This is a genomic window from Dactylosporangium sp. NPDC000521 (assembly GCF_042898305.1).
Taxonomy (GTDB): domain Bacteria; phylum Actinomycetota; class Actinomycetes; order Mycobacteriales; family Micromonosporaceae; genus Dactylosporangium.
On sequence record NZ_JBIAYW010000003.1, the window covers coordinates 115,724 to 136,935 of the forward strand.

At 72.9% G+C, this 21,212-nt stretch carries 17 protein-coding genes; 10 read left to right on the plus strand and 7 right to left on the minus strand.

The genetic code is table 11. The features are described 5' to 3' along the window. Positions 1–2,806: hypothetical protein (locus ACFY3L_RS10725; protein ID WP_389321402.1), on the minus strand; the 2,806-nt coding region annotated here is incomplete at its 3' end. Between the two features lie 100 nt (positions 2,807–2,906). On the opposite strand from ACFY3L_RS10725, the gene ACFY3L_RS10730 reads away from it, so the two are divergent. From ACFY3L_RS10730 to ACFY3L_RS10745, 4 genes are all read left to right on the plus strand, one after another. Beyond that, the gene (locus tag ACFY3L_RS10730) at positions 2,907–3,104 is read left to right on the plus strand and encodes a hypothetical protein (protein ID WP_389321404.1); all 198 of its coding nucleotides are present in this window, start codon (positions 2,907–2,909) and stop codon (positions 3,102–3,104) included. Between the two features lie 125 nt (positions 3,105–3,229). After that, positions 3,230–4,642: an RNB domain-containing ribonuclease gene (locus tag ACFY3L_RS10735; protein ID WP_389321406.1), complete on the plus strand. Its 1,413-nt coding sequence runs from the start codon at positions 3,230–3,232 to the stop codon at positions 4,640–4,642. Beyond that, positions 4,639–5,331: an NADPH-dependent F420 reductase gene (gene npdG, locus ACFY3L_RS10740; RefSeq protein ID WP_389321408.1), complete on the plus strand. Its 693-nt coding sequence runs from the start codon at positions 4,639–4,641 to the stop codon at positions 5,329–5,331. The genes ACFY3L_RS10735 and npdG overlap by 4 nt, the downstream gene beginning before the upstream one ends. Further along, positions 5,328–6,518 carry a cytochrome P450 gene (locus ACFY3L_RS10745; RefSeq protein ID WP_389321410.1) on the plus strand — a complete coding sequence of 397 codons (1,191 nt, stop codon included), beginning with the start codon at positions 5,328–5,330 and terminating at the stop codon, positions 6,516–6,518. The genes npdG and ACFY3L_RS10745 overlap by 4 nt, the downstream gene beginning before the upstream one ends. A 153-nt stretch (positions 6,519–6,671) precedes the next feature. On the opposite strand, the gene panB is transcribed toward ACFY3L_RS10745, so the two are convergent. Then, entirely contained in the window at positions 6,672–7,502 is an 831-nt protein-coding gene (gene panB / locus ACFY3L_RS10750; RefSeq protein ID WP_389321412.1) for a 3-methyl-2-oxobutanoate hydroxymethyltransferase, read from the minus strand. Positions 7,503–7,597: 95 nt separating this feature from the next. Between panB and ACFY3L_RS10755 the strand changes: the two genes are divergently transcribed. Beyond that, positions 7,598–7,744, plus strand: coding sequence for a hypothetical protein (locus ACFY3L_RS10755; protein WP_389321414.1), 147 nt, complete (start codon positions 7,598–7,600; stop codon positions 7,742–7,744). A 544-nt stretch (positions 7,745–8,288) separates the two neighbouring features. Here ACFY3L_RS10755 and ACFY3L_RS10760 read toward each other — a convergent pair. Beyond that, positions 8,289–10,013 (minus strand): NAD+ synthase, encoded by a 1,725-nt coding sequence (locus tag ACFY3L_RS10760; protein ID WP_389321416.1) that lies wholly within the window; start codon positions 10,011–10,013, stop codon positions 8,289–8,291. Between the two features lie 151 nt (positions 10,014–10,164). On the opposite strand from ACFY3L_RS10760, the gene glnA (ACFY3L_RS10765) reads away from it, so the two are divergent. Further along, positions 10,165–11,517, plus strand: a complete 1,353-nt coding sequence (gene glnA, locus ACFY3L_RS10765; RefSeq protein ID WP_389321418.1) for a type I glutamate--ammonia ligase — start codon at positions 10,165–10,167, stop codon at positions 11,515–11,517. 9 nt (positions 11,518–11,526) lie between these two features. Here glnA (ACFY3L_RS10765) and ACFY3L_RS10770 read toward each other — a convergent pair whose 3' ends face one another. The 3 genes from ACFY3L_RS10770 to ACFY3L_RS10780 form a co-directional block, all read right to left on the minus strand. Continuing rightward, positions 11,527–11,874: a hypothetical protein gene (locus ACFY3L_RS10770; RefSeq protein WP_389321420.1), complete on the minus strand. Its 348-nt coding sequence runs from the start codon at positions 11,872–11,874 to the stop codon at positions 11,527–11,529. Positions 11,875–12,003: 129 nt separating this feature from the next. Continuing rightward, complete coding sequence (locus ACFY3L_RS10775) at positions 12,004–14,910, minus strand: bifunctional [glutamine synthetase] adenylyltransferase/[glutamine synthetase]-adenylyl-L-tyrosine phosphorylase (RefSeq protein WP_389321422.1); 2,907 nt, start codon at positions 14,908–14,910, stop codon at positions 12,004–12,006. Then, the gene (locus tag ACFY3L_RS10780; protein ID WP_389321428.1) at positions 14,910–15,710 is read right to left on the minus strand and encodes a type 1 glutamine amidotransferase; all 801 of its coding nucleotides are present in this window, start codon (positions 15,708–15,710) and stop codon (positions 14,910–14,912) included. Before ACFY3L_RS10780 ends, ACFY3L_RS10775 begins: the two co-directional genes overlap by 1 nt. A 17-nt stretch (positions 15,711–15,727) precedes the next feature. On the opposite strand from ACFY3L_RS10780, the gene ACFY3L_RS10785 reads away from it, so the two are divergent. From ACFY3L_RS10785 to ACFY3L_RS10795, 3 genes are read left to right on the plus strand one after another with little or no spacing between them, the layout of a single operon-like run. Further along, a complete protein-coding gene (locus ACFY3L_RS10785; RefSeq protein WP_389321430.1) occupies positions 15,728–16,627 on the plus strand; it encodes an LD-carboxypeptidase in 900 nt (299 codons plus the stop codon). A 34-nt stretch (positions 16,628–16,661) separates the two neighbouring features. Next, on the plus strand, positions 16,662–17,261 hold the full coding sequence (locus ACFY3L_RS10790) for a sulfite oxidase-like oxidoreductase (RefSeq protein ID WP_389321432.1): 600 nt from the start codon (positions 16,662–16,664) through the stop codon (positions 17,259–17,261). 26 nt (positions 17,262–17,287) lie between these two features. Beyond that, positions 17,288–18,043, plus strand: a complete 756-nt coding sequence (locus ACFY3L_RS10795; protein WP_389321434.1) for a ferredoxin reductase — start codon at positions 17,288–17,290, stop codon at positions 18,041–18,043. A 1,190-nt stretch (positions 18,044–19,233) separates the two neighbouring features. Here ACFY3L_RS10795 and glnA (ACFY3L_RS10800) read toward each other — a convergent pair. Beyond that, positions 19,234–20,658, minus strand: a complete 1,425-nt coding sequence (glnA, locus tag ACFY3L_RS10800) for a type I glutamate--ammonia ligase (protein ID WP_389321436.1) — start codon at positions 20,656–20,658, stop codon at positions 19,234–19,236. Positions 20,659–20,840: 182 nt separating this feature from the next. Here glnA (ACFY3L_RS10800) and ACFY3L_RS10805 point away from each other — a divergent pair, with 182 nt between their 5' ends. Further along, a complete protein-coding gene (locus ACFY3L_RS10805; RefSeq protein ID WP_389321438.1) occupies positions 20,841–21,206 on the plus strand; it encodes an RDD family protein in 366 nt (121 codons plus the stop codon). The last annotated feature ends 6 nt before the right edge of the window (positions 21,207–21,212 follow it).

The window sequence follows — 21,212 nt, forward strand, 5'->3', positions numbered from 1 at the left end:
CCACCCCGGCAGCCAAGGCAACGGATGCCACCGCGGCGAAGACCCCGGCGGCGAAGGCCACGGACACCACGACCGCGAAGACCCCGGCGGCCAAGTCGACGGGCGCCTCCGCGGCGAAGTCGGCGGCGGCGAAGTCGGCCACCCCGGCAGCCAAGGCAACGGATGCCACCGCGGCGAAGACCCCGGCGGCGAAGGCCACGGACACCACGACCGCGAAGACCCCGGCGGCCAAGACGTCGGGCGCCTCCGCGGCGAAGTCCCCGGCGGCGAGGTCGGCGGCGGCGAGGTCGGCCACCCCGGCAGCGAAGGCAACGGGTGCCACCGCGGCGAAGACCCCGGCGGCGAAGGCCACGGACACCACGACCGCGAAGACCCCGGCGGCCAAGTCGACGGGCGCCTCCGCGGCGAAGACCCCGGCGGCGAAGTCGGCGGCGGCGAAGTCGGCCACCCCGGCAGCGAAGGCAACGGGTGCCACCACCGCGAAGACCCCGGCGGCCAAGTCGACGGGCGCCTCCGTGGCGAAGACCCCCGCGGCGAAGTCGGCGGCGGCGAGGTCCACGACCGGCCGGGCCACGACGAGGTCGGCGACCCCCGCCGCGAAGGCCACGACCGCCGACGCGACGACGGCGAAGGCCACCCCCGCCGCGAGGTCCACGGCGGCGAAGGCGACCACGGCCACCCCGGCCGCGAAGTCGACGGCAGCCAAGGCCACCACCGCGAAGGCAACCCCGGCCGCGAAGTCCACGGCGGCGAAGACGGCCACGGCGAAGGCGACCCCGGCCGCGAAGTCGACGGCGGCGAAGGCCACCACCGCGAAGGCAACCCCGGCCGCGAAGTCCACAGCGGCGAAGACGGCCACGGCGAAGGCCACCACGGCTAAGGCGACCCCGGCGGCGAAGTCGACGGCGGCGAAGGCCACCACGGCTAAGGCGACCCCGGCCGCGAAGTCGACGGCGGCGAAGGCCACCACGGCCAAGGCGGCGGCGCCCGCCAAGACGGCAGCCACCAAGTCGACGACGGCCAAGGCGACCCCGGCAGCGAAGTCCACCGGCACCAAGGCCACGACGGCGAAGGCGACTCCGGCCAAGACCGCGGCTACCAAGGCCACCGCTGCCAAGTCCACGGCGAAGGCGGCCCCGGCGAAGACCACCGCGGCCAAGTCGGCCCCCGCCAAGGCGGCCGTGAAGTCCACGGCGACGAAGGCGGCCCCCGCGAAGACCGCGAAGGCCACCACCGCCAAGGCGGCTCCGGCGAAGTCGGCGGCGAAGGCCACCGCTGCGAAGAGCACGGCGAAGGCGGCTCCGGCGAAGGCGGCCACGGCCAAGGCGACGCCCGCGGCCACGAAGGCCACGGCGAGCAAGGCCACCGCCGCGAAGTCGACCGCCGCGAAGTCGACGGCGGCCAAGGCCACGGCGAAGGCGGCTCCGGCGAAGGCAGCGAAGGCCACTGCCAAGGCGGCCCCCGCGAAGACCGCGAAGGCCACCGCCGCCAAGGCGACCACCGCCAAGGCGGCCCCGGCGAAGGCTCCGGCGAAGTCGGCTGCCAAGTCCACCGCTGCGAAGAGCACGGCGAAGGCGGCTCCGGCGAAGGCGGCCACGGCCAAGGCGGCGCCCGCGGCCACGAAGGCCACGGCGAGCAAGGCCACCGCCGCGAAGTCGACCGCCGCGAAGTCGACGGCGGCCAAGGCCACGGCGAAGGCGGCTCCGGCGAAGACGGCCAAGGCCACGGCGGCGAAGGCTGCCCCGGCCAAGACGGCCAAGGCCACGGCGGCGAAGGCTGCCCCGGCCAAGACGGCCAAGGCCACGGCGGCGAAGGCTGCCCCGGCGAAGACCGCGAAGGCCACCGCCGCGAAGGCGGCCACCGCCAAGGCGGCCCCGGCGAAGGCTCCGGCCAAGTCGGCTGCCAAGTCCACCGCTGCGAAGGCGACGGCGGCGAAGGCCACCGCTGCGAAGAGCACGGCGAAGGCGGCTCCGGCGAAGGCGGCCACGGCCAAGGCGACGCCCGCGGCCACGAAGGCCACGGCGAGCAAGGCCACCGCCGCGAAGTCGACGGCGGCCAAGGCCACGGCGAAGGCGGCTCCCGCGAAGACGGCGAAGGCCACGGCGGCGAAGGCGGCCCCCGCGAAGACGGCGAAGGCTACGGCGGCGAAGGCGGCCCCGGCCAAGACGGCGGCGGCCCCGGCGAAGGCAGCTGCCAAGGCGACCACCGCCAAGTCGACGGCTGCCAAGGCGACCACCGCCAAGGCCGCCCCGGCCACGAAGACGGCCCCGGCGAAGACCGCGAAGGCGACCGCCGCGAAGTCGACCGGTGCCAAGGCGGCCCCGGCGAAGGCGGCCACGGCCACGAGCACGGCGGCGACCGCTGCGGAGACGCCGGCGACGCCCGCCACCGCCACGGCCCCCGCGGCCAAGGCCACCACCGCCAAGGCGGCGCCGAGCAAGACCGCGGCGAAGGCGGCCCCGGCCAAGGCGGCGAAGGCGGCCAAGGCAGCCCCGGCGAAGACGGCGAAGGCCACGACGGCGAAGGCAGCCCCGGCCAAGGCGGCCAAGACCGCCGCGGCCAAGGCCACCCCGGAGCCGGCCGAGACCGCGCCGGCAGCGACGGAGGCGACCCCGGCGACGACCGAGGCGGCCCCGGCGACGACCGAGCCGGCGGCGACCGACAAGGCAGCGACCGAGTCGGCAGCGGCGCAGGCCCCGGCGAAGACGGCCAAGGCCACCAAGGCCGCGGCCAAGAAGGCCACGCCGAGCAAGACCGCGGCCAGCAAGGCCACGCCGAGCAAGGCCACCAAGGCGGCGCCGAGCACGACCGCGGCGGCGGAGCGGGAGGCCCCCGAAACGCCAGCCCCGGCCCAGGAACCGGCCACGCCGGAAGCCGGCACGCAGAGCGCGCCAGCCGCCGAGACGGTGGAGGCGGCGACCCCGCCGGCCGTCGTGTCCGAGGGTGGGCTCGACGCGGGCAGCGCCGGTGACGTCGAGGGTGCCTCGATGGCGCCCGCCGGTGGCGCCGCCACCGAGGCGATCCCCGGCCGCGAGAACGGCAACAACGTCGAAGAGGCCTCGAGCATGACGCCCGAGGACTGGGCGAGCCTCGCCCGCCCGTAAGGGCGCGGCAGGCACGCGGCCGGCAGGCAGCCGGTAACGACAGGAACCAGCCACAGCAGCGCCACGGTCCGCACGAAGGGCCGTGGCGCTGCCGTGTGACGGGGTGCCGGTGGTAAGACTGTGCCGTGGCCTTACGACGTATCCGAGCCGCCCGCATCGACTTCTCCGGGCTGCGCCGAGAGCTCGACCTGCCCACCGGCTTCCCCGACGCGGCCGACCGGGAGGCGGAAGCCGCCGCCAAGGACCCGCACGACGACCGGGAGGACCGCACGGCGCTCGAGTTCGTGACGATCGACCCCCCGACGTCCAAGGACCTCGACCAGGCGCTGCTCCTGGAGCGCACCGACGGCGGCTATCGGGTGTACTACGCCATCGCCGACGTCGCCGCGTTCACCAGCGGCGCGCCCGCGATCGAGCAGGAGAGCTGGCGGCGGGGGCAGACGGTGTACCTGCCGGACGGCAAGGTCCCGCTGCACCCGGCGGTGCTCAGCGAGGGCGCCGCCAGCCTGCTGCCGGACCAGGACCGGCCGGCCGTGCTGTGGACGATCGACATCGACCAGAGCGGCACCACCACGGCGGTCGACGTGCGCAGGGCGACCGTCCGCAGCCGCGCGAAGCTCAGCTACGAGCAGGTCCAGCGCGATGTCGACGCCGGCACCGTGCACCCGTCGATCGCGAGCCTGCCGGAGATCGGCAAGCTGCTGGTACAGAAGGGCCTGGAGCGCGGGGCGATCAACCTGCCGATGCCCGAGCAGGAGATCGAGCCCGACGGCGACGGCTGGCGGCTCGCCATCCGCGGGCCGGTGCCGGTCGAGGAGTACAACGCGCAGATCTCGCTGCTGACGGGCATGGCCGCCGCGCAGATCATGCTCGAGCACGGCGTCGGGCTGCTGCGCACCATGCCGCCGCCGGAGGAGGAGGCGGTGCGCAAGCTGCGGCTGGCGGCGAAGGCGCTGCGTCTGGAGTGGCCCGAAGGGCAGGGTCCGGGTGAGGTCATCGCGGCGCTCGACCCGATGGACCCGCGGGCGGCGGCGCTCATCGACCAGGCCGCCGAGATGATGCGCGGCGCCGGCTACACCCCGTTCGACGGCGCGCGGCCGGAGCAGCCGCTGCACGGTGCCGTCGCCGCCCCGTACGCCCACGTCACCGCACCGCTGCGGCGGCTCGCCGACCGGTATGTCACCGAGGTCTGCCTGGCCCTGCACAACGGCACCGAGGTGCCGGGGTGGGCGCGGGAGGCGCTGCCCCGGCTGCCGGAGGTCATGAGCCGCACCGACCGGGTCGCCAACGCCGCCGAGCGGGGCGCGGTCGACCTCGTGGAGGCCGTCCTGCTGCAGCACCGCATCGGGGAGGAGTTCGACGCGGCGGTGCTGGACGTCGAGAAGCACCGGGCGGACATCGCCCTCGACGAGCCGCCGGTCCGGGCCCGCTGCGAGGGCGACGGGCTGCCGCTGGGGGAGCGGATCCGGGTAATCCTCACAGCTGCGGACCCCGCCAGCCGCAAGGTGCTCTTCAGCACGGTAAGACTTGAGTCATGACCTACGACCAGATCGAACTGCCCGACGTCTCGGCGCTGCGGATCGGCATCATCGGCGGCACCGGCCCGCAGGGGCGCGGGCTCGCGTACCGGTTCGCCAGGGCCGGCCTGCGGGTCGTCCTCGGTTCGCGTTCCACGGAGCGCGGGGCGCAGGCCGCCGAGGAGCTCAACGCGCTGCCGGGTGTCCAGCAGCAGGCGGAGGGCGGCGACAACACCTTCGCCTGCCAGGCCGACGTCGTGGTCATCGCGGTGCCGTGGGAGGGCCACGAGTCGACGGTCGCCGAGCTGGCGCCGCACCTGACCGGCGGCAAGATCGTGGTCGACTGTGTCAACCCGCTCGGGTTCGACAAGCAGGGGCCGTACTCGCTGCCGGTGGCCGAGGGCAGCGCCGCCGAGCAGGCGGCGACGCTGCTGCCGGAGGCGCGGGTGTGCGCCGCGTTCCACCACGTCAGCGCCGCGCTGCTGACCGACCCGGAGATCGCGAAGATCGACCTGGACGTGCTCGTCCTCGGCGACGACCGCGACGCGGCGCTGCAGGTGCAGGCCATCGCCGAGAAGGTCGACGGCATGCGGGGCGTGTTCGCGGGGCGGTTGCGCAACGCGGGGCAGGTGGAGGCGCTCACGGCCAACCTGATCGCGATCAACAAGCGGTACAAGGTTCACGCCGGCGTGCGGGTGACGGACCTGTGAGCACCTTCGACCCGTGGTCGCCGGCGTTCGTCGCGCACCCTTACGACGCGTACCGGCGGCTGCGGGAGCAGGACCCGGTCGTCTGGTTCGAGCCGAGCGGCCAGTTCCTCGTGTCGCGGCACGAGGACGTCAACGCGCTGCTGCGGGACCGCCGGCTCGGCCGCACCTACCTGCACGTCGCCACGCACGAGGAGATGGGGCGCACGCCGCCGCCGGCGGAGGACGACCCGTTCTGGAAGCTCAACAACAACGGCATGCTCGACCGCGAGCCGCCGGACCACACCCGGCTGCGGCGGCTCGTGTCGCAGGCGTTCACGCCGCGGCGGGTCGAGGCGCTGCGCCCCGTGGTGCAGCGGCTCGCCGACGGCCTCGTCGACGCGTTCGTCGCCAAGGGCGGCGGTGACCTGATCGCGGAGGTCGCCGAGCCGCTCCCGGTGACCGTCATCGCCGAGCTGCTCGGCATTCCCGAGCCGGACCGGCACCTGCTGCGACCCTGGTCGGCGGCGATCTGCGGCATGTACGAGCTGAATCCGCCGCGGGAGACGGCGGCCGCGGCGGTCCGCGCCGCGGAGGAGTTCTCCGACTACCTGCGCACCCTGGCCCGGCGTCGCGCCGGCGACCCGCAGGACGACCTGATCAGCGCCCTCACCGCGGTCGAAGGCCTCAGCGAGGACGAGCTCATCGGCACCTGTGTGCTGCTGCTCAACGCCGGGCATGAGGCGACCGTCAATGTGACGGGCAACGGATGGTGGGCCCTGTTCCGCAATCCGGAGCAACTGCAAAAACTTCGGACAAATACCGCACTGGTACCGACGGCGCTCGAAGAACTGATGCGCTACGACACGCCGCTGCAGATGTTCGAACGGTGGGTGCTCGAGGACATCGAGGTGCGCGGGCACACCATTCGCAAAGGCCAGGAGGTGGCGCTGCTGTTCGGCTCGGCGAACCACGACCCGGCCGTGTTCAGCGACCCGGAGCGCCTGGACATCGAGCGCCGCGACAACCCGCACATCTCCTTCGGCGCCGGAATCCACTACTGCCTGGGCGCCCCGCTCGCGCGGATCGAGCTCGCCGCGTCGTTCGGCGCGCTGCTGGCGAAGGCGCCCGGCCTGCGGCTGGAACGGGAGCCGCAGTGGAAGCCGGGGTTCGTGATCAGAGGCCTGGAGAAGCTCGAGGTCTCGCTGTAGCGGCCTGTCAGGGCAGCGCGACCGAACTGGCGCAGATGTCGCAGGACCTGCGCCAGCCGGTCACGCACTTCACGTTCCGACGTTCGCGTTTGCCGCTTCTGTACGGGCTGCTGCCCCGCGGACCGCTGGAGGACGTGTTCCCCGGGCGGACCGCTAGAAGGTGTGCTCCTGGGCCGGGAAGACCCCGGAGCGCACCTCGTCGGCGAACGCCCGGGTCGCGTCGCCGAGGACGCCGGCCAGGTCCGCGTACTGCTTCACGAACCGCGGCGTCCTGCCGGTGCGCAGCCCCGCCATGTCCTGCCAGACGAGCACCTGCGCGTCGGTCTCGGCGCCCGCGCCGATGCCGACCGTGGGGATCCGCAGCTCGTGGGTGACGCGCTTCGCGACCTCACCCGGCACCATCTCCAGGACCACCGCGAACGCGCCGGCATCCGCGACCGCGTGCGCGTCCGCGACCACCTCGTCGGCGGCGTCCCCGCGGCCCTGCACCCGGTACCCGCCGATGGTGTGCTCGCTCTGCGGCGTGAACCCGATGTGCGCCATCACCGGAATCCCGGCCCCGGTCAGCGCGGCGATCTGCGGCGCGACCCGCACGCCACCCTCCAGCTTGACGGCGTGACAGCCGCCCTCCTTCATGAACCGCACCGCGGTCCGCAGCGCCTGCGCCGGCCCCTCCTCGTACGAGCCGAACGGCAGGTCACCGACGACGAGCGCCCGCTTCGTGGACCGGACCACGGCCCTGACGAGGGGCAGCAGCTCGTCCTCGGTGACCGACACGGTCGAGGCGTAGCCGTACACGTTGTTGGCGGCCGAGTCACCGACCAGCAGGACCGGGATGCCGGCCTCGTCGAAGATGCCCGCCGTGTACTGGTCGTACGACGTCAGCATCGGCCACCGCTCCCCGCGCTCCTTGGCGGCGAGCAGGTCCCTGGTGCGCACCCGGCGGTTGACGGCACCGCCGTACAGCGACTGAACCTCGGACATCACTGTCCTCCTTCGGGTTCCTCGAGGCCCCGTCGTGGGGTCCCCGGGCCTTACCCCCCGATGGTCGCACCGCATTCCGCCTTCCGGCAGGGCGGATGCTGAATCTCACTGAGCTCGGCCCGCCGCTGGCGCGGCAGGCCGAGGTCACCGCGCTTCCGCCCCCACCGCTGGCGCGGCGGGTCCCGGCGGGGATTCTCACCCGCACCCCAATGCGCCGCTGCGCGGCGCACTGCCTGCGCTGACGCGCGGCAGGATGCCGCTCACGCGTGCATTCCGCGGCCACCCCGACTCGGCGTCGTGTCGGAGCGAACGGCGCGGAGCGGCGACCTGGCGTCGTCGCCGCAGGTCTGTCGCGCTTGTGGTGCGGATCCTCGCCGACAGGTTCGCCGCACGGCTTCTCCCCGGATATGTCCGCCGCACGGCCTCTCCCCGGGTATGTCCGCTGCGCGAACATACCCGAAATTTCGGTTATGTCGGGGAGCGGAGCGAGCCGACATAACCGGCCCCGCCCGTCCGCTGCGAGGAGAGGGTCGATGTGCTGTGGGCCCGGCGGTGTCGATGGCGACTGCGATCGGGTCCGGCCTGCGCCGTGGCGCCGGCTTGTGCACTGTGTCGCGTCCGTGGCGGCGGATCCTCTGCGCCGTGAGGCCCGGGGCTCCGGCCGCCCGCGATGAGTCGGCTGCGCGGAATCTCCCCGGACATGTCCGCTGCGCGAACATATCCGAAATTTCGGTTATGTCGGGGAGCGCAGCGAGCCGACATAACCGGCCCAGCCAAGCGGTGGCGTCAGGAGGGGGTCTCCCGGAAGCGGTTGGTGATGGGGAGGCGCCGGTCGCGGCCGAAGGCCTTGATGGAGATCTTCGTGCCGGGGGCGCTCTGGCGGCGCTTGTACTCGGCGAGGTCGACCAGGCGCAGGATGCGGTCGACGACGGCGGGGTCGTGGCCGGCGGCGATCAGGTCGTCGCGGCCGAGGTCGCCGTCGACGTAGCCGGCGAGGATGGCGTCGAGGACCTCGTAGTCGGGGAGCGAGTCGGAGTCGAGCTGGCCGGGGCGCAGCTCGGCGCTCGGCGGTTTGGTGATGGAGCGCTCGGGGATCGGCGGCACGTCGCCGCGGCGCTCGGCCTCCTCGTTGCGCCAGCGGGCGAGCTTCCAGACCAGCGTCTTCGGCACGTCCTTCAGCGGGTTGAACGCACCGACGGAGTCGCCGTACAGCGTGGAATACCCGACCGCGAGCTCGCTCTTGTTGCCGGTGGTGAGGACGAGGGGGCCCTCCTGGTTGGAGATGGCCATCATGACGACGCCGCGGACGCGGGCCTGCAGGTTCTCCATGGCGAGGCCGGACAGCGCCATGTTGGCCAGGAAGCCGTCGACCATCGGCTGGATCGGCTCGACCCGGTAGTCCAGGCCGGTGCGGCGGGCCATGTCCTCGGCGTCGTCCTTGGAGTGCTGCGAGGAGTGGGCGCTCGGCAGCGACACCGCGGTGACGTTGTCCGGGCCGAGGGCGTCGCAGGCGATGGCGGTGACGACGGCGGAGTCGATGCCGCCGGAGAGGGCGACCGCGACGCCGCGGAAGCCGTTCTTGCGCACGTAGTCCCGCAGGCCGAGGACGAGCGCCTGCCAGATCTCGGCCTCGTCGGTGACGCGGGCGGCGATCTCCGGGGCGGGCGCCGGCTGGTCGCTCGCCATGACGCTGTCGGAGATGAGGACGTTGACGACCCGCATCTCGGCGTCCTCGACGACGGGCGGGGCCGGCTCCGCGGCGGGCAGGTCCAGGTCGAGCACCATGAGCTGCTCGGCGAACTGCTGCGCCCGGGCGATCAGCGACCCGTCGGGGCGCACGACCATCGAGTCGCCGTCGAAGACCAGCTCGTCCTGCGCGCCGACGGTGTTGACGTAGGCGACGGTCGCCCGGGCCTCCGCGGCCCGGCGGGCGACGAGCGCCAGGCGGGTGTCGTCCTTGTTCAGCTCGTACGGCGAGCCGTTGATGTTGACGACCAGGCCGACCTTCGCGGCCGCGGCGACCGCGAACGGGCCGCCCTCCTGCCACAGGTCCTCACAGATGGTGAGGGCGATGTCGACCCCGCCGACCCGGATGACGGTGAGCGAGTCACCCGGCTCGAAGTAACGGTCCTCGTCGAAGACGCCGTAGTTGGGCAGGTGGTGCTTGAAGTACGTGGCGACCTGCGCGCCGCGGTGCAGCACCGCGAGCGCGTTGCGCGGGCCGACCTCGTCGGCGTCGAGATAGCCGACGATGACGACGGTCTCGCCGAGGCCGTCGGTCGCGAGCTGGGCGGCGAGGTCGGCGACGGCCCGCTTGGAGGCGGCGACGAAGGACCGGCGGAACACGAGGTCCTCGACCGGATACCCGGTCAGCATCATCTCCGGGAACGCGACGACGTGCGCGCCCGCACCGGCGGCCTTGCTGGTCCAGCCGTGCACCAGGGACGAGTTGCCGGGGAGGTCCCCGACGGTCGGGTCGATCTGGGCGAGCGCGAGGCGCAACCGTGGCATGCCTCAAGTGTGGACCAACGCCGGACCCGGTGCTCCTGTGACGTTCACTCCAGTGCGGGGCAGGATGGGCTGGTCCGGTAACTTGGGCGTAATACGTCCGGGCGAGACTTGCCCGAATCAGCCGAATACCGCAGCTCGTGGGGGAACCACCGTGGACCGTCAGCAGGAGTTCGTGCTCCGGACGCTCGAAGAGCGCGACATCCGCTTCGTACGTCTGTGGTTCACCGACGTGCTCGGCACGCTGAAGAGCGTGTCGGTCGCGCCGGCCGAGCTGGAGTCGGCGTTCGAGGAGGGCATCGGCTTCGACGGCTCGGCGATCGAGGGCTTCGCCCGGGTGTACGAGTCGGACATGGTCGCGAAGCCGGACCCGACCACGTTCCAGGTGTTCCCGTTCGAGGGTGGCATGTCGGGGGAGAGCGCCCGCATGTTCTGCGACATCACCCTGCCCGACGGCTCGCCGTCGTGGGCCGACCCGCGCCACGTGCTGCGCCGGGCCCTGTCGCGGGCGGCGGAGAAGGGCTTCACCTTCTACACCCACCCCGAGATCGAGTTCTTCCTGCTCGAGTCGCTGGGTGAGCACGGCTCGCTGCCGGTCCCGGTCGACACCGGCGGCTACTTCGACCACACCACCCACGCCGTCGCCCGCGACTTCCGCCGCCAGGCGGTCCTCGCCCTGGAGCGGATCGGCATCTCGGTCGAGTTCAGCCACCACGAGGTCGCGCCCGGCCAGCAGGAGATCGACCTGCGGTATGCGGACGCGCTGACCACCGCCGACAACATCATGACCTTCCGGCACGTCATCAAGGAGGTCGCGCTCTCCCACGGGGTGCACGCCACCTTCATGCCGAAGCCGTTCACCGACCAGCCCGGCAGCGGCATGCACACGCACCTGTCGCTGTTCGAGGGCGAGCGCAACGCGTTCCACGACGCGAGCGACCCGATGAAGCTGTCGAAGGTCGGCCAGGCGTTCATCGCCGGCCTGCTGGTGCACGCGCGGGAGTACACGGCGATCACCAACCAGTGGGTCAACTCCTACAAGCGGCTCTTCCCGCAGTCGGTGCCGAACCGGATCACCGAGTCGCCCGCGTACGTCTGCTGGGGCCACACGAACCGCTCCGCCCTGGTCCGCGTCCCCGCCTACGGCAAGCCCAACTCGGCCCGCGTCGAGGTCCGCTCGCTCGACTCGGCCACGAACCCCTACCTCGCCTACGCCGTCATGCTCGGCGCCGGCATGCGCGGCATCGAGCAGGGCTACGAGCTGCCCCCGGGCGCCGAGGACGACGTGTGGGCCCTCACCGACGGCGAGCGCCGCGCCGCCGGCTACGAGTCGCTGCCGGAGAACCTGTCCCAGGCCGTCGACGCCATGGCCGGCTCGGAGCTGGTCGCCGAGGTCCTCGGCGAGCACGTCTTCGACTTCTTCCTGAAGAACAAGCGCACCGAGTGGGAAGAGTACCGCCGCGTCGTCACCCCGTTCGAGCGCGAGCGCTACCTCGGCATCATGTAGTCGTACGGGTCACGCCGGGCGGCGCGGCGGGTGGAAGCGCGCCTCCCGGCGGGGCGGCGGCGGGGCGTCGCCGGCGGTGCTGACCGTCAGCAGCCCCTGCGGCCGCCAGCCGTAGGGATCGACGGCGGCCACCATCGTGACCTGGGTCGGCGAGTTCCACCGTACTGTCCGGCACAGCCATCGAAGGTCCGCCGTGTCGCACGACGCCGGTGCCCCCTCGCTGCGGGCGACCGGCGTGCCGGCGCTGGTCGCGACCTCCAGCCGGGCCCACCCGGTGCCGTCCCGCGCGATCCCGGCCACGCCGCGGGCCCGGTGCCGCCGGCCGGGGCAGCCTTCCACGGCCCTTCCCACACGCACCGCAGGTTCCGGGCCAGCGCGTGCTCGCGGGCGGCGTCGAGGGCGGCGGGGTCCCAGCCGTGGACCCGTGCCAGCTGACGGCACGCCTCGTCCTCACGGAAGACCACCATGCTCGCCCCCGTCCCTGGGTCAGGCCGCGAAGACGCGTTCGACGGACTGGCGGGCCCGGCGGGCGACGCGCAGGTACTCGTCCAGGAACTCCTGCGGCTCCACGCCGCCCAGGATCCTCGCCACCGCCGCCAGGTCGGGGCCCTGGCGGGGGAGCTGGTCGGTGGCGCGGCCGCGGACCAGGGTCAGCAGGTTCCGGACGCGCGAGGCCTGCTCCCAGCCGGCGCGCAGCGCGGCGGCGTCCGCCGGGTCGACGAGGCCGGCGTCGGTGGCGGCGGCCAGGGCCGACAGGGTGCGGGTGGTGCGCAGGCCGGGGACGGTCCGGCCGTGCAGGAGCTGCAGCAGCTGCACGGTCCACTCCACGTCGGCGAGGCCGCCGCGGCCGAGTTTCGTGTGCGTGGCGGGGTCGGCGCCGCGGGGGAGGCGTTCGGAGTCGACGCGGGCCTTCAGGCGGCGGATCTCGTGGATCTGGTCGCGGGTGAGGCCGCCGTCAGGGAAGCGCATCGTGTCGGCGAGCTCCAGGAACCGTCCGCCGAGGCCCGCGGAGCCGGCGACGTGGCGGGCGCGGAGCAGGGCCTGCGCCTCCCACACCTTCGACCAGCGGGCGTAGTACTGCCGGTACGCGAAGAGGCTGCGCACCAGCGGCCCCTGACGGCCCTCGGGGCGCAGGTCGGCGTCGACGCCGAGCGGCGGGTCGGGGGCGGGCCGGGCGAGGAGGCGGCGCAGGTCCTCGGCGACGGTGAGGGCGAGCCCGCTGGCGGCGTCGTCGGCCATGCCGGCCGGTGGTTCGTAGACGAAGAGGACGTCGGCGTCCGACGGGTAGCTGGTCTCCTCGCTGCCGAGCCGGCCCATGCCGATGATCGCGAACTCGAGGCCGCGATCGGCGGCCGGCGCCGACGTGACGTCGAGGGTCGCCCGCAGCGTGGCGTCGATGACGGCGGACAGGGCCTCGCCGACGGCGGAGACGTCGAGGAAGCCGAGCAGGTCGGCGCAGGCGATGCGGAAGAGCTCGCGGCGGCGGGAGGCGCGGACGGCGTTGATCGCGGTCTCGGGGTGGTCGTGGCGGGCCGCGGCGGCGGCGAACTGCGTCGCGAGCTGGGCGGCGGTGCGCGGGACGAGCTCGGCGTCGTCGGCGAGCAGCCGCAGCGCCTCCGGGTCGTGGACGAGCAGCTCGGTGACGTAGCGGGACAGGGCGAGCAGCCGGGCCAGGCGCAGCGCGACCGGGCCCTCGTCGCGCAGGAGCCGCAGGTACCAGGGGGTGTTGCCGAGTTTGTCGGAGACCTGCCGGTAGGCCAGCAGCCCGCGGTCGGGCTCGGGGGCGTCGGCGAACTCGCTGAGCAGGACCGGCAGGAGCTGCCGCTGGATCGCCGCGGTGCGGGAGACACCGCCGGTGAGGGACTCGATGTGGCGCAGCGCCCCGGCCGGGTCGGCGAAGCCGAGCAGTTCGAGGCGGGCCATGGCGGCGGTCGCGGTGAGCCGCAGCTGCTCGCTGGGGACCCGGGCGACCGCCTCCAGCAGCGGACGGTAGAGGAGTTTCGCGTGCAGCCGCCGTACCTCCTGCGCGTGCCGGACCCAGTCGGCCCTGAAGGACTCGACGGCGTCGCGCGCGGCGTTGGGACGGTAGCCGAGGGCGTGCGCGAGCCAGCGCAGCGCGGCCGGGTCGTCGGGCACCGTGTGGGTGCGCCGGAGGCGCTGCAGCTGGAGGCGGTGCTCGACGGTGCGCAGGAACCGGTACGCGCGCAGCAGCGCCTCACCGTCGGCGAGGCCGACGTACCCGCCCTCGATGAGGGCCCGCAGGCCGGCGATCGTGGTCGGGGTGCGCAGCGACTCGTCGGCGCGGCCGTGGACGAGCTGCAGCAGCTGCACCGCGAACTCGATGTCGCGCAGCCCGCCCGGGCCGCGCTTGATCTCCCGGTCGAGCTCGCTGCGCGGGATCTGCTCGATGATCCGGCGGCGCATCGCGCGGACCTCGTCGACGGCCTCGGGGCGCTCGGCGGCGGACCAGATCAGCGGCTGCAGCTCCGCCAGCCAGCGGGCGCCGAGCTCCAGGTCGCCGGCGGCGGGCCGGGCCTTCAGCAGCGCCTGGAACTCCCACGTCTTCGCCCACTTGCGGTAGTACGCGAGGTGCGAGGCGACGGTCCGCACCAGCGCACCTCGGCTGCCCTCGGGGCGCAGGGCGGCGTCGACGGGCCAGGCGACGAAGCCGCAGATCTCCATCATCCCGGCGGCGAGGGTGCTGCCGGCCCGCATCGCGGCCTCGACGTCGGCGCCGCCGACCGGCTCGCAGACGAACACGACGTCGACGTCGCTGACGTAGTTGAGCTCCCGCCCGCCGCACTTGCCCATCGCGACGACCGACAACGTGCAGACGTCGGCGAAGGACGGGTGCTCGACCTGGACGATCGCCAGGGCGGCGGCCAGTGTGGCGTCGGCGAGCTCGGTGAGGCGGCGCATCGTGACGTCGACGTCCGCAGCACCCGTCAGGTCGGCCGCGACGATGCGCAGCAGCTCCCGCCGGTACGAGCTGCGCAACGACGGCACGGTCGACACGTCGCGGGTCGCGAAGCCGGCGGGGCGCTTGTTCTGCTCGCCGCGCAGCTCCTTCCACTCGTCGGGGTTGGCGACGAGCAGGTCGCCGAGGGTCGCGGACACGCCGAGCACCCCGATGAGCCGCTGCCGCAGCGACCGGTCGGTGAGGACGGCCTCGCGGACCTCCTCCCCGGCCGCCTCGACGAGCCGGTGCAGCTGGAACAGCGCCAGGTCGGGGTCGGCGGCGAAGTACAGCGTGTCGAGCAGCGTCGCGGCGGCGTCGTCGACGGGCCGGCGCGCCTCGGCGTCCCACAGCCGCAGCCCCTCGGGGCCGGCGAGCGCGGAGGAGCGGGCGTCGTCGGTGAACCCGAACCGGGCGAGGTGACCGGCGGGGGGCATCAGGCGGGCCCCAGCAGCGGCAGGGACCGCAGGCCGCCGTCGCCGCGGGGGGTCCGGCCCAGCGCGACGGCCGCGAACCGCTCCACGAACGGCTGCCACACCTCGGCGACGTCCGGCAGCGCCGCCTCGACGCTCTCGAGCAGCTCGATCGGATCGATGCCGAGCTCGCCCAGCGTGCCGACGCCGTCCATCGCCCACGCGGCGAACATCTCCAGGTCGCACTCGATGTGGAACTGCAGGCCCCACGCGGACGGCCCGATCCGGAACGCCTGCACCGGGTAGTGGGTGGACGCGGCGAGCAGCGTCGCGGTGACGGGCAGCTCGACGATCTCGTCGCGGTGCCAGTGCAGCACGTCCGGGGCGAACGGCACCGCGGCGAACACCGGGTCGTTGTCGGCGACGTCGCGGCGGGCGACGAGCCGCACCCCGATCTCCGGGCCGGCGGAGCTGCGCTCGACCGTGCCGCCGTGTGCCTGCGCGAGCAGCTGCGCGCCCAGGCAGATCGCGAGGGTCGGCACCTTGTGCCGGACCGCTTTGCGCAGCAGGCCTTCCAGCTGGGCGAACCACGGCGCGGCCCGCTCCCCGCCGGGCCCGGGGAACGCGTCCTGCTCGCCGCCGAGCACGACGAGCGCGGCATACCCCTCCAGGTCGGCGGGCAGCTCCTCACCGGCGTGCGGGCGGACGACGGCCAGCTCCAGGCCGCCGCCGGTCAGCCAGCCGCCGAGGCGCGCCAGGCCGTCGCTGGGGTCGTTCTCCACCACGAGCGCCACCCGTCCCCGCGGGGACCCTTCGATCGTCACGACCCGACAATAACGGCGTGCGAGAGCTGCGACGCGGAGACGTGGTCGGACTGGTGTCACCGTCGGGCCCGACCAGGCCGGACCGGGTGGCCCGCGGCATCGAGCTGCTGTCGGGCTGGGGGCTTCAGGTCCGCGCGGGCCGGCACGTGTTCGACCGGAGCGGTTACCTGGCCGGGTCCGACGACGACCGGCTCAGCGACCTCAACGACGCGTTCGAGGATCCCGAGATCCGCGCCGTCGTGTGTACGAGAGGCGGGTACGGCGCACAACGCGTCGTCGACGGGCTGCGCCTGGGCGGGCCGAGGCATCTGGTCGGGTTCTCCGACATCACCGCGCTGCAGCTCGCGGTGTGGCGGCGGGCCGGGTGGGCGAGCGTGCACGGGCCGGGCGGTGCGTGGTTCGACGACCGCCTGCCGGCCTCCTCGGCGGAGTCGTTGCGGGCCGCGCTGTTCACGTCGGGGCCGCTGCGGTCGTACGCGAGCGACGACGAGGAGACGAGCGCGGTGACGGTGCCCGGCCCGGTGGTCCGTGGGGTGCTGCTGGGCGGGAACCTCTCGATGCTGGCCAGCACGGCAGGCACCGTCGACATGCCCTCGTTCACCGGGAAGATCATGGTGCTGGAGGACGTCGGCGAGGCACCGTACCGGGTGGACCGGATGCTGACGCACCTGCGGCGGGCGGGCGCGTTCGAAGGCGTCGCGGGGGTGGCTGTGGGGCAGTTCACGGACTGCGTGGGCGCGGGACCGACGGTCGTGGACGTGCTGCGCGCGTTTCTCGGCGGTCTGGGGGTGCCGGTGCTGGGCGGGCTGCGGATCGGGCACGGGGCCGGGCAGGAGACGGTGGTGCTCGGCGCGCAGGCTGAGCTGGACACGACCGTGGGCTGCCTCACGTCACGCGCTGACCAGTCTTTTGACTGATGGCGTGGGGTTGTGGCTGGGGCAGGATGGCTGCATGAGTTTCGTGACCCCGGGGTTTGCTGGCAAGCGGCGGGCGCAGGAGCCTGACCTGCCGCCGGGGCAGTATCTCGCCCATGACTTCCCTGTGCTGTCCGCCGGGCCGACGCCTCGGTTGAGCACGGACCGGTGGGAGTTCGTCATCACCACCGAGTCCGGGGCGCAGACGACGTGGACGTGGGCGGAGTTCACCGCGCTGCCACACGAGGACGTCACCGTCGACATCCACTGCGTCACCAAGTGGTCGAAGCTGGGGACCGGCTGGCGGGGCGTGTCGATCGACACACTCATGGAGGACGTCGAGTCGGCCGCCGACTTCGTGATGGCGCACTCCTACGACGGGTATACCACCAACCTCCCCCTGGAAGACCTCCTCGACGGCCAGGCGTGGGTGGCCTACCGCTACGACGACGAGCCGCTCACCCCCGAGCACGGCGGCCCCGCGCGGCTGCTCGTCCCGCACCTGTACTTCTGGAAGTCCGCGAAGTGGGTGCACGGCCTGCGGCTGATGCTGGAGGACGAGCCGGGCTTCTGGGAGACGGCCGGCTACCACGACTACGGAGACCCATGGCGCGAGCAGCGGTACCAGGGCGACTGAACGGTCTGGAGCGGAGCGGAGGAGCCGTGCAGCATGGGCACAGTCCGGAGGTCAGGCGGCCGGAGCGCAGCGGAGGGCGACTGACCTGGCGGAAGGCGACGCTGACGGCGGCGCGCTGGGAGACGTCGTCGGCGCGGACCCTGGTCTTCGATGTGCCGGACTGGCCGGGGCACCTACCGGGCCAGCATGTCGACGTGCGGTTGACCGCCGAGGACGGGTACACGGCACAGCGCAGCTATTCGATCGCGTCGGCGTCGGGTCCCGCCGCAGCGGGTGCCCTGGAGATCACCGTGCAGCGGCTCGACGACGGCGAGGTCAGCCCGTTCCTCGCCGACGTCTACGACATCGGGCAGCCCATCGAGCTGCGCGGGCCGGTCGGCGGCTGGTTCGTGTGGCGGCACACCGACCCCGCGCCGGTGCAGCTGGTCGCGGGCGGCTCCGGCATCGTCCCGCTGATGGCGATGATCCGGTCCCGGGCGGCACACGGCGTGCGGACCCCGTTCCGGCTGCTCTACTCGGTGCGCACCCCGCAGGACGTCATCTACGCCGACGAGCTCCGGCAGCGCGCCCGTGACGACCGCGGTCTCGACGTGCGGTTCGTCCACACCAGGGTGCGCGGCTCCCGGGTCGGCGTCGCCGACGTCAACACCCACGCCTGGCCGGCCGACTTCGCCCCCGCGGTCTTCGTCTGCGGCCCGACCGGCTTCGTGGAGACCGTCGCCGACATCATGGTCGCCCTCGGCCACGACACCAGAAGCATCCGGACCGAACGCTACGGCTGACCGCGCCACCCGTCCTTCGGACGGCCGCCGGTCCCGGTGCACCCGGATCCGCGGGTCGCTTCGCCTCGGGGTCGAAGGTCACGTCGGTCACGGCCGGCTTCTCGCCGCCCGCATCGCCACCCAGGTCCCGCACGCCCGCGCCGGGTCTCGCGCAGGTCGGCACCACCACCGGCCACACCCGCGCCGCGCCGCCTGACCGTGTCCCGCCCGGCAATCTCGCTGAGCTGCAACGCCCCGCCGCGGTGCAAGTTGCCGCGTTGCCGGGCGCTGCCACGCTGTCGTGCGTCGTCACCGGTTCCCGGTCGCACGCGGTTTGTGCTGTCGGGTTGGGTCTCGCATGGCAAGCTTGCTGAGCTGCGAAGTCGTGTCGCGGTGCATTCCACGTGCTGTCGTGCTGTCGGGCCGTCGTGTGTTGTCACCGCCACCGGCCGCGCCCGTGTTGTGCTGCCCGGCCGGATCACGCACGGCAAGGCCGCTGAGACGCGACGTCGCGCTGCGGTGCATGTCCACGCGTTGCCGCGCACTGCCACGTACGCCTGGACGGCGTCGATGCCTTTGGTCCCGCTCCGGCGTGCCGCTGGGCTGCGTCTCGCATGGCAAGGTCGCCGAGCGGCCATGTGGCGTCGCGGTGCACGTCCACGTGTTGCCGCGCTTGGATGGCGTCGGCACCTTCGTCCCGCCTCTGTAGTGCCGTCGCAGGTCGGGATCGCCCTCGACGGACTCGCCGCCGGGTCGGGATCGCCCTCGACGGACTCGCCGCCGGGTCGGGATCGCCCTCGACGGACTCGCCGCCGCCGGTCGGGATTACTGTCGACGACCTCGAAGCCGTCGGCCGGGTCGCCGATACCCGCGCCGGCTGAACTCTCCGTCCAGCCGGAACCCCCTCGTCCAGCCGGAGCCGCCCCGCCCTGGCCGTGCTGGCGGCTGGTCGGTCGGGGGCGGAAAGCCGCAAGACGTCCGGCCGGGGTTTGGCCGCTCGCGCAGGTGATCACCCTCGGCACGGACATGCGTGAGCGGGCAGGCTGCATCCGTTCGCTCGCCGGAGGGGGTAGGTAGGGGTACCTGGAGACGCGAAACGGCGGTCACGCCGGCTGTGAGCCGGGCATGACCGCCGTTGCGTGCGTCGTGCCGGGTCTGTTCCCGCGAGTTTGGCAGCGGGTCGAGAACCGGATCAGAGCGCTGACGCTACATCACACGTCGTAGTACATGGCGAACTCGTGCGGGGTCGGGCGCAGGCGGACCGGGTCGACCTCGTTGGCGCGCTTGTAGGAGATCCAGGTGTCGATCAGGTCCTGGGTGAACACGCCGCCCTCGAGGAGGAAGCCGTGGTCGCCCTCGAGGGTGTCGAGGACCTCGTCGAGCGAGGCGGGGACCTGCCGGACGTTGGCGACCTCCTCCGGCGGGAGGTCGTAGAGGTCCTTGTCGATCGGGGCCGGCGGCTCGATCTTGTTCTTGATGCCGTCCAGGCCGGCCATCAGCATGGACGCGAAGGCCAGGTAGACGTTGGCCGACGGGTCCGGGACGCGGAACTCGACGCGCTTGGCCTTGGCGTTGGTGCCGGTGACCGGGATGCGGGTGCACGCGGAGCGGTTGCGCTGCGAGTAGACCAGGTTGACCGGGGCCTCGTAGCCGGGGACCAGGCGACGGTAGGAGTTGACCGTCGGGTTGGTGAAGGCCAGCAGCGACGGCGCGTGGTGCAGGAGGCCGCCGATGTACCAGCGGGCCGTGTCCGACAGGCCGCCGTAGCCGGCCTCGTCGTAGAACAGCGGCTCGCCACCCAGCCAGAGGGACTGGTGGGTGTGCATGCCGGAGCCGTTGTCGCCGAAGAGCGGCTTCGGCATGAAGGTCGCGGTCTTGCCGGCAGCCCAGGCGGTGTTCTTCACGATGTACTTGAAGAGCTGGAGCTGGTCGGCGGCCTGCAGCAGCGTGCCGAAGCGGTAGTTGATCTCGGCCTGGCCGGCGGTGCCGACCTCGTGGTGCGAGCGCTCGACGACGAAGCCGGCGCCGAGGAGGCGCTGGACGATCTGGTCACGCAGGTCGGCGTAGTGGTCGACCGGCGGGACCGGGAAGTAGCCACCCTTGTAGGCGGTCTTGTAACCGCGGTTGCCGCCCGGCTCGTCCTTGCCGGAGTTCCACCAGCCCTCGACCGAGTCGATGTAGTAGTAGGCCTGGTTGGCTGACGTCTCGTGCCGGATCGAGTCGAAGATGTAGAACTCGGCCTCGGGGCCGAAGTAGGCGGTGTCGGCGATGCCGCTCGACGCGAGGTACGCCTCGGCCTTCTTCGCCACGTTGCGCGGGTCACGCGAGTAGGCCTCACGCGTGAACGGGTCGTGGATGAAGAAGTTGAGCGCCAGGGTCTTCTCGATCCGGAACGGGTCGATGAAGGCGGACGTCGGGTCGGGCAGCAGCATCATGTCCGACTCGTGGATCGCCTGGAAGCCACGGATGGACGAACCGTCGAACGCGAGACCGTCGCTGAACACGCTCTCGTCGAACGCCTCGGCGGGGACATTGAAGTGCTGCATGACGCCCGGCAGGTCGCAGAAGCGAATGTCGACGAAGCGGACGCCCTCGTCCTTCACGTATCGCAGCAGCTCGTCAGAATTGGCGAACACTCGTCCTCCAGGTCGCAGGCAGTACCAGTCTCGTGGTGATCACTTCAGTGTGAAGGTGGCTGGTTGGAGGCGACCGTAGAACCGCGCGATTGCCCAGGCATGTCTCGATTGTTTCCGCTGTGTTTCGCCGTGGGGGATTCGCTGAACGGCGACCCGTGAGACGCCCGGTAGGCTGGCCCGCCGTGGAGCTCACCGCGGCATCGCTGTCCAGGCGCTTCGGCGCGATCTTCGTCGACTGGCTGTTGTGCCTGCTCATCAGCAGGGCGTTCGCGGATCCGGTCGAGGCGCCGTGGCTCGCGCCGGGGCTGCTGCTGGTGGTGTACGGGCTGTTCCTCGGCTTCTTCGCCCAGACCCTCGGGATGCGGCTGATGCGCATCCGGTGTGTGTCAATGGCCACAGGCGGCCCGATCGGCGTGCCCCGGGCGATCCTGCGCGGCGTGTTGCTGCTGCTGTTCGTGCCGGCGCTGATCATGGACAAGGACGGCCGGGGGCTGCACGACAAAGCCGCCGGCTCGTGGGTCGTGAGCACCCAGCCGGCGGCTTCGTAACGCTTT

What these genes read in the sequence shown, in the direction of transcription:
- npdG (WP_389321408.1), top strand. Translation starts at nt 4,639, where the DNA reads ATGACCTACGACCAGATCGAACTGCCCGACGTCTCGGCGCTGCGGATC.
- panB (WP_389321412.1), bottom strand. Translation starts at nt 7,502, where the DNA reads ATGTCCGAGGTTCAGTCGCTGTACGGCGGTGCCGTCAACCGCCGGGTG.
- ACFY3L_RS10790 (WP_389321432.1), top strand. Translation starts at nt 16,662, where the DNA reads ATGAGTTTCGTGACCCCGGGGTTTGCTGGCAAGCGGCGGGCGCAGGAG.
- ACFY3L_RS10775 (WP_389321422.1), bottom strand. Translation starts at nt 14,910, where the DNA reads ATGCCCCCCGCCGGTCACCTCGCCCGGTTCGGGTTCACCGACGACGCC.
- ACFY3L_RS10760 (WP_389321416.1), bottom strand. Translation starts at nt 10,013, where the DNA reads ATGCCACGGTTGCGCCTCGCGCTCGCCCAGATCGACCCGACCGTCGGG.
- ACFY3L_RS10755 (WP_389321414.1), top strand. Translation starts at nt 7,598, where the DNA reads ATGCTGAATCTCACTGAGCTCGGCCCGCCGCTGGCGCGGCAGGCCGAG.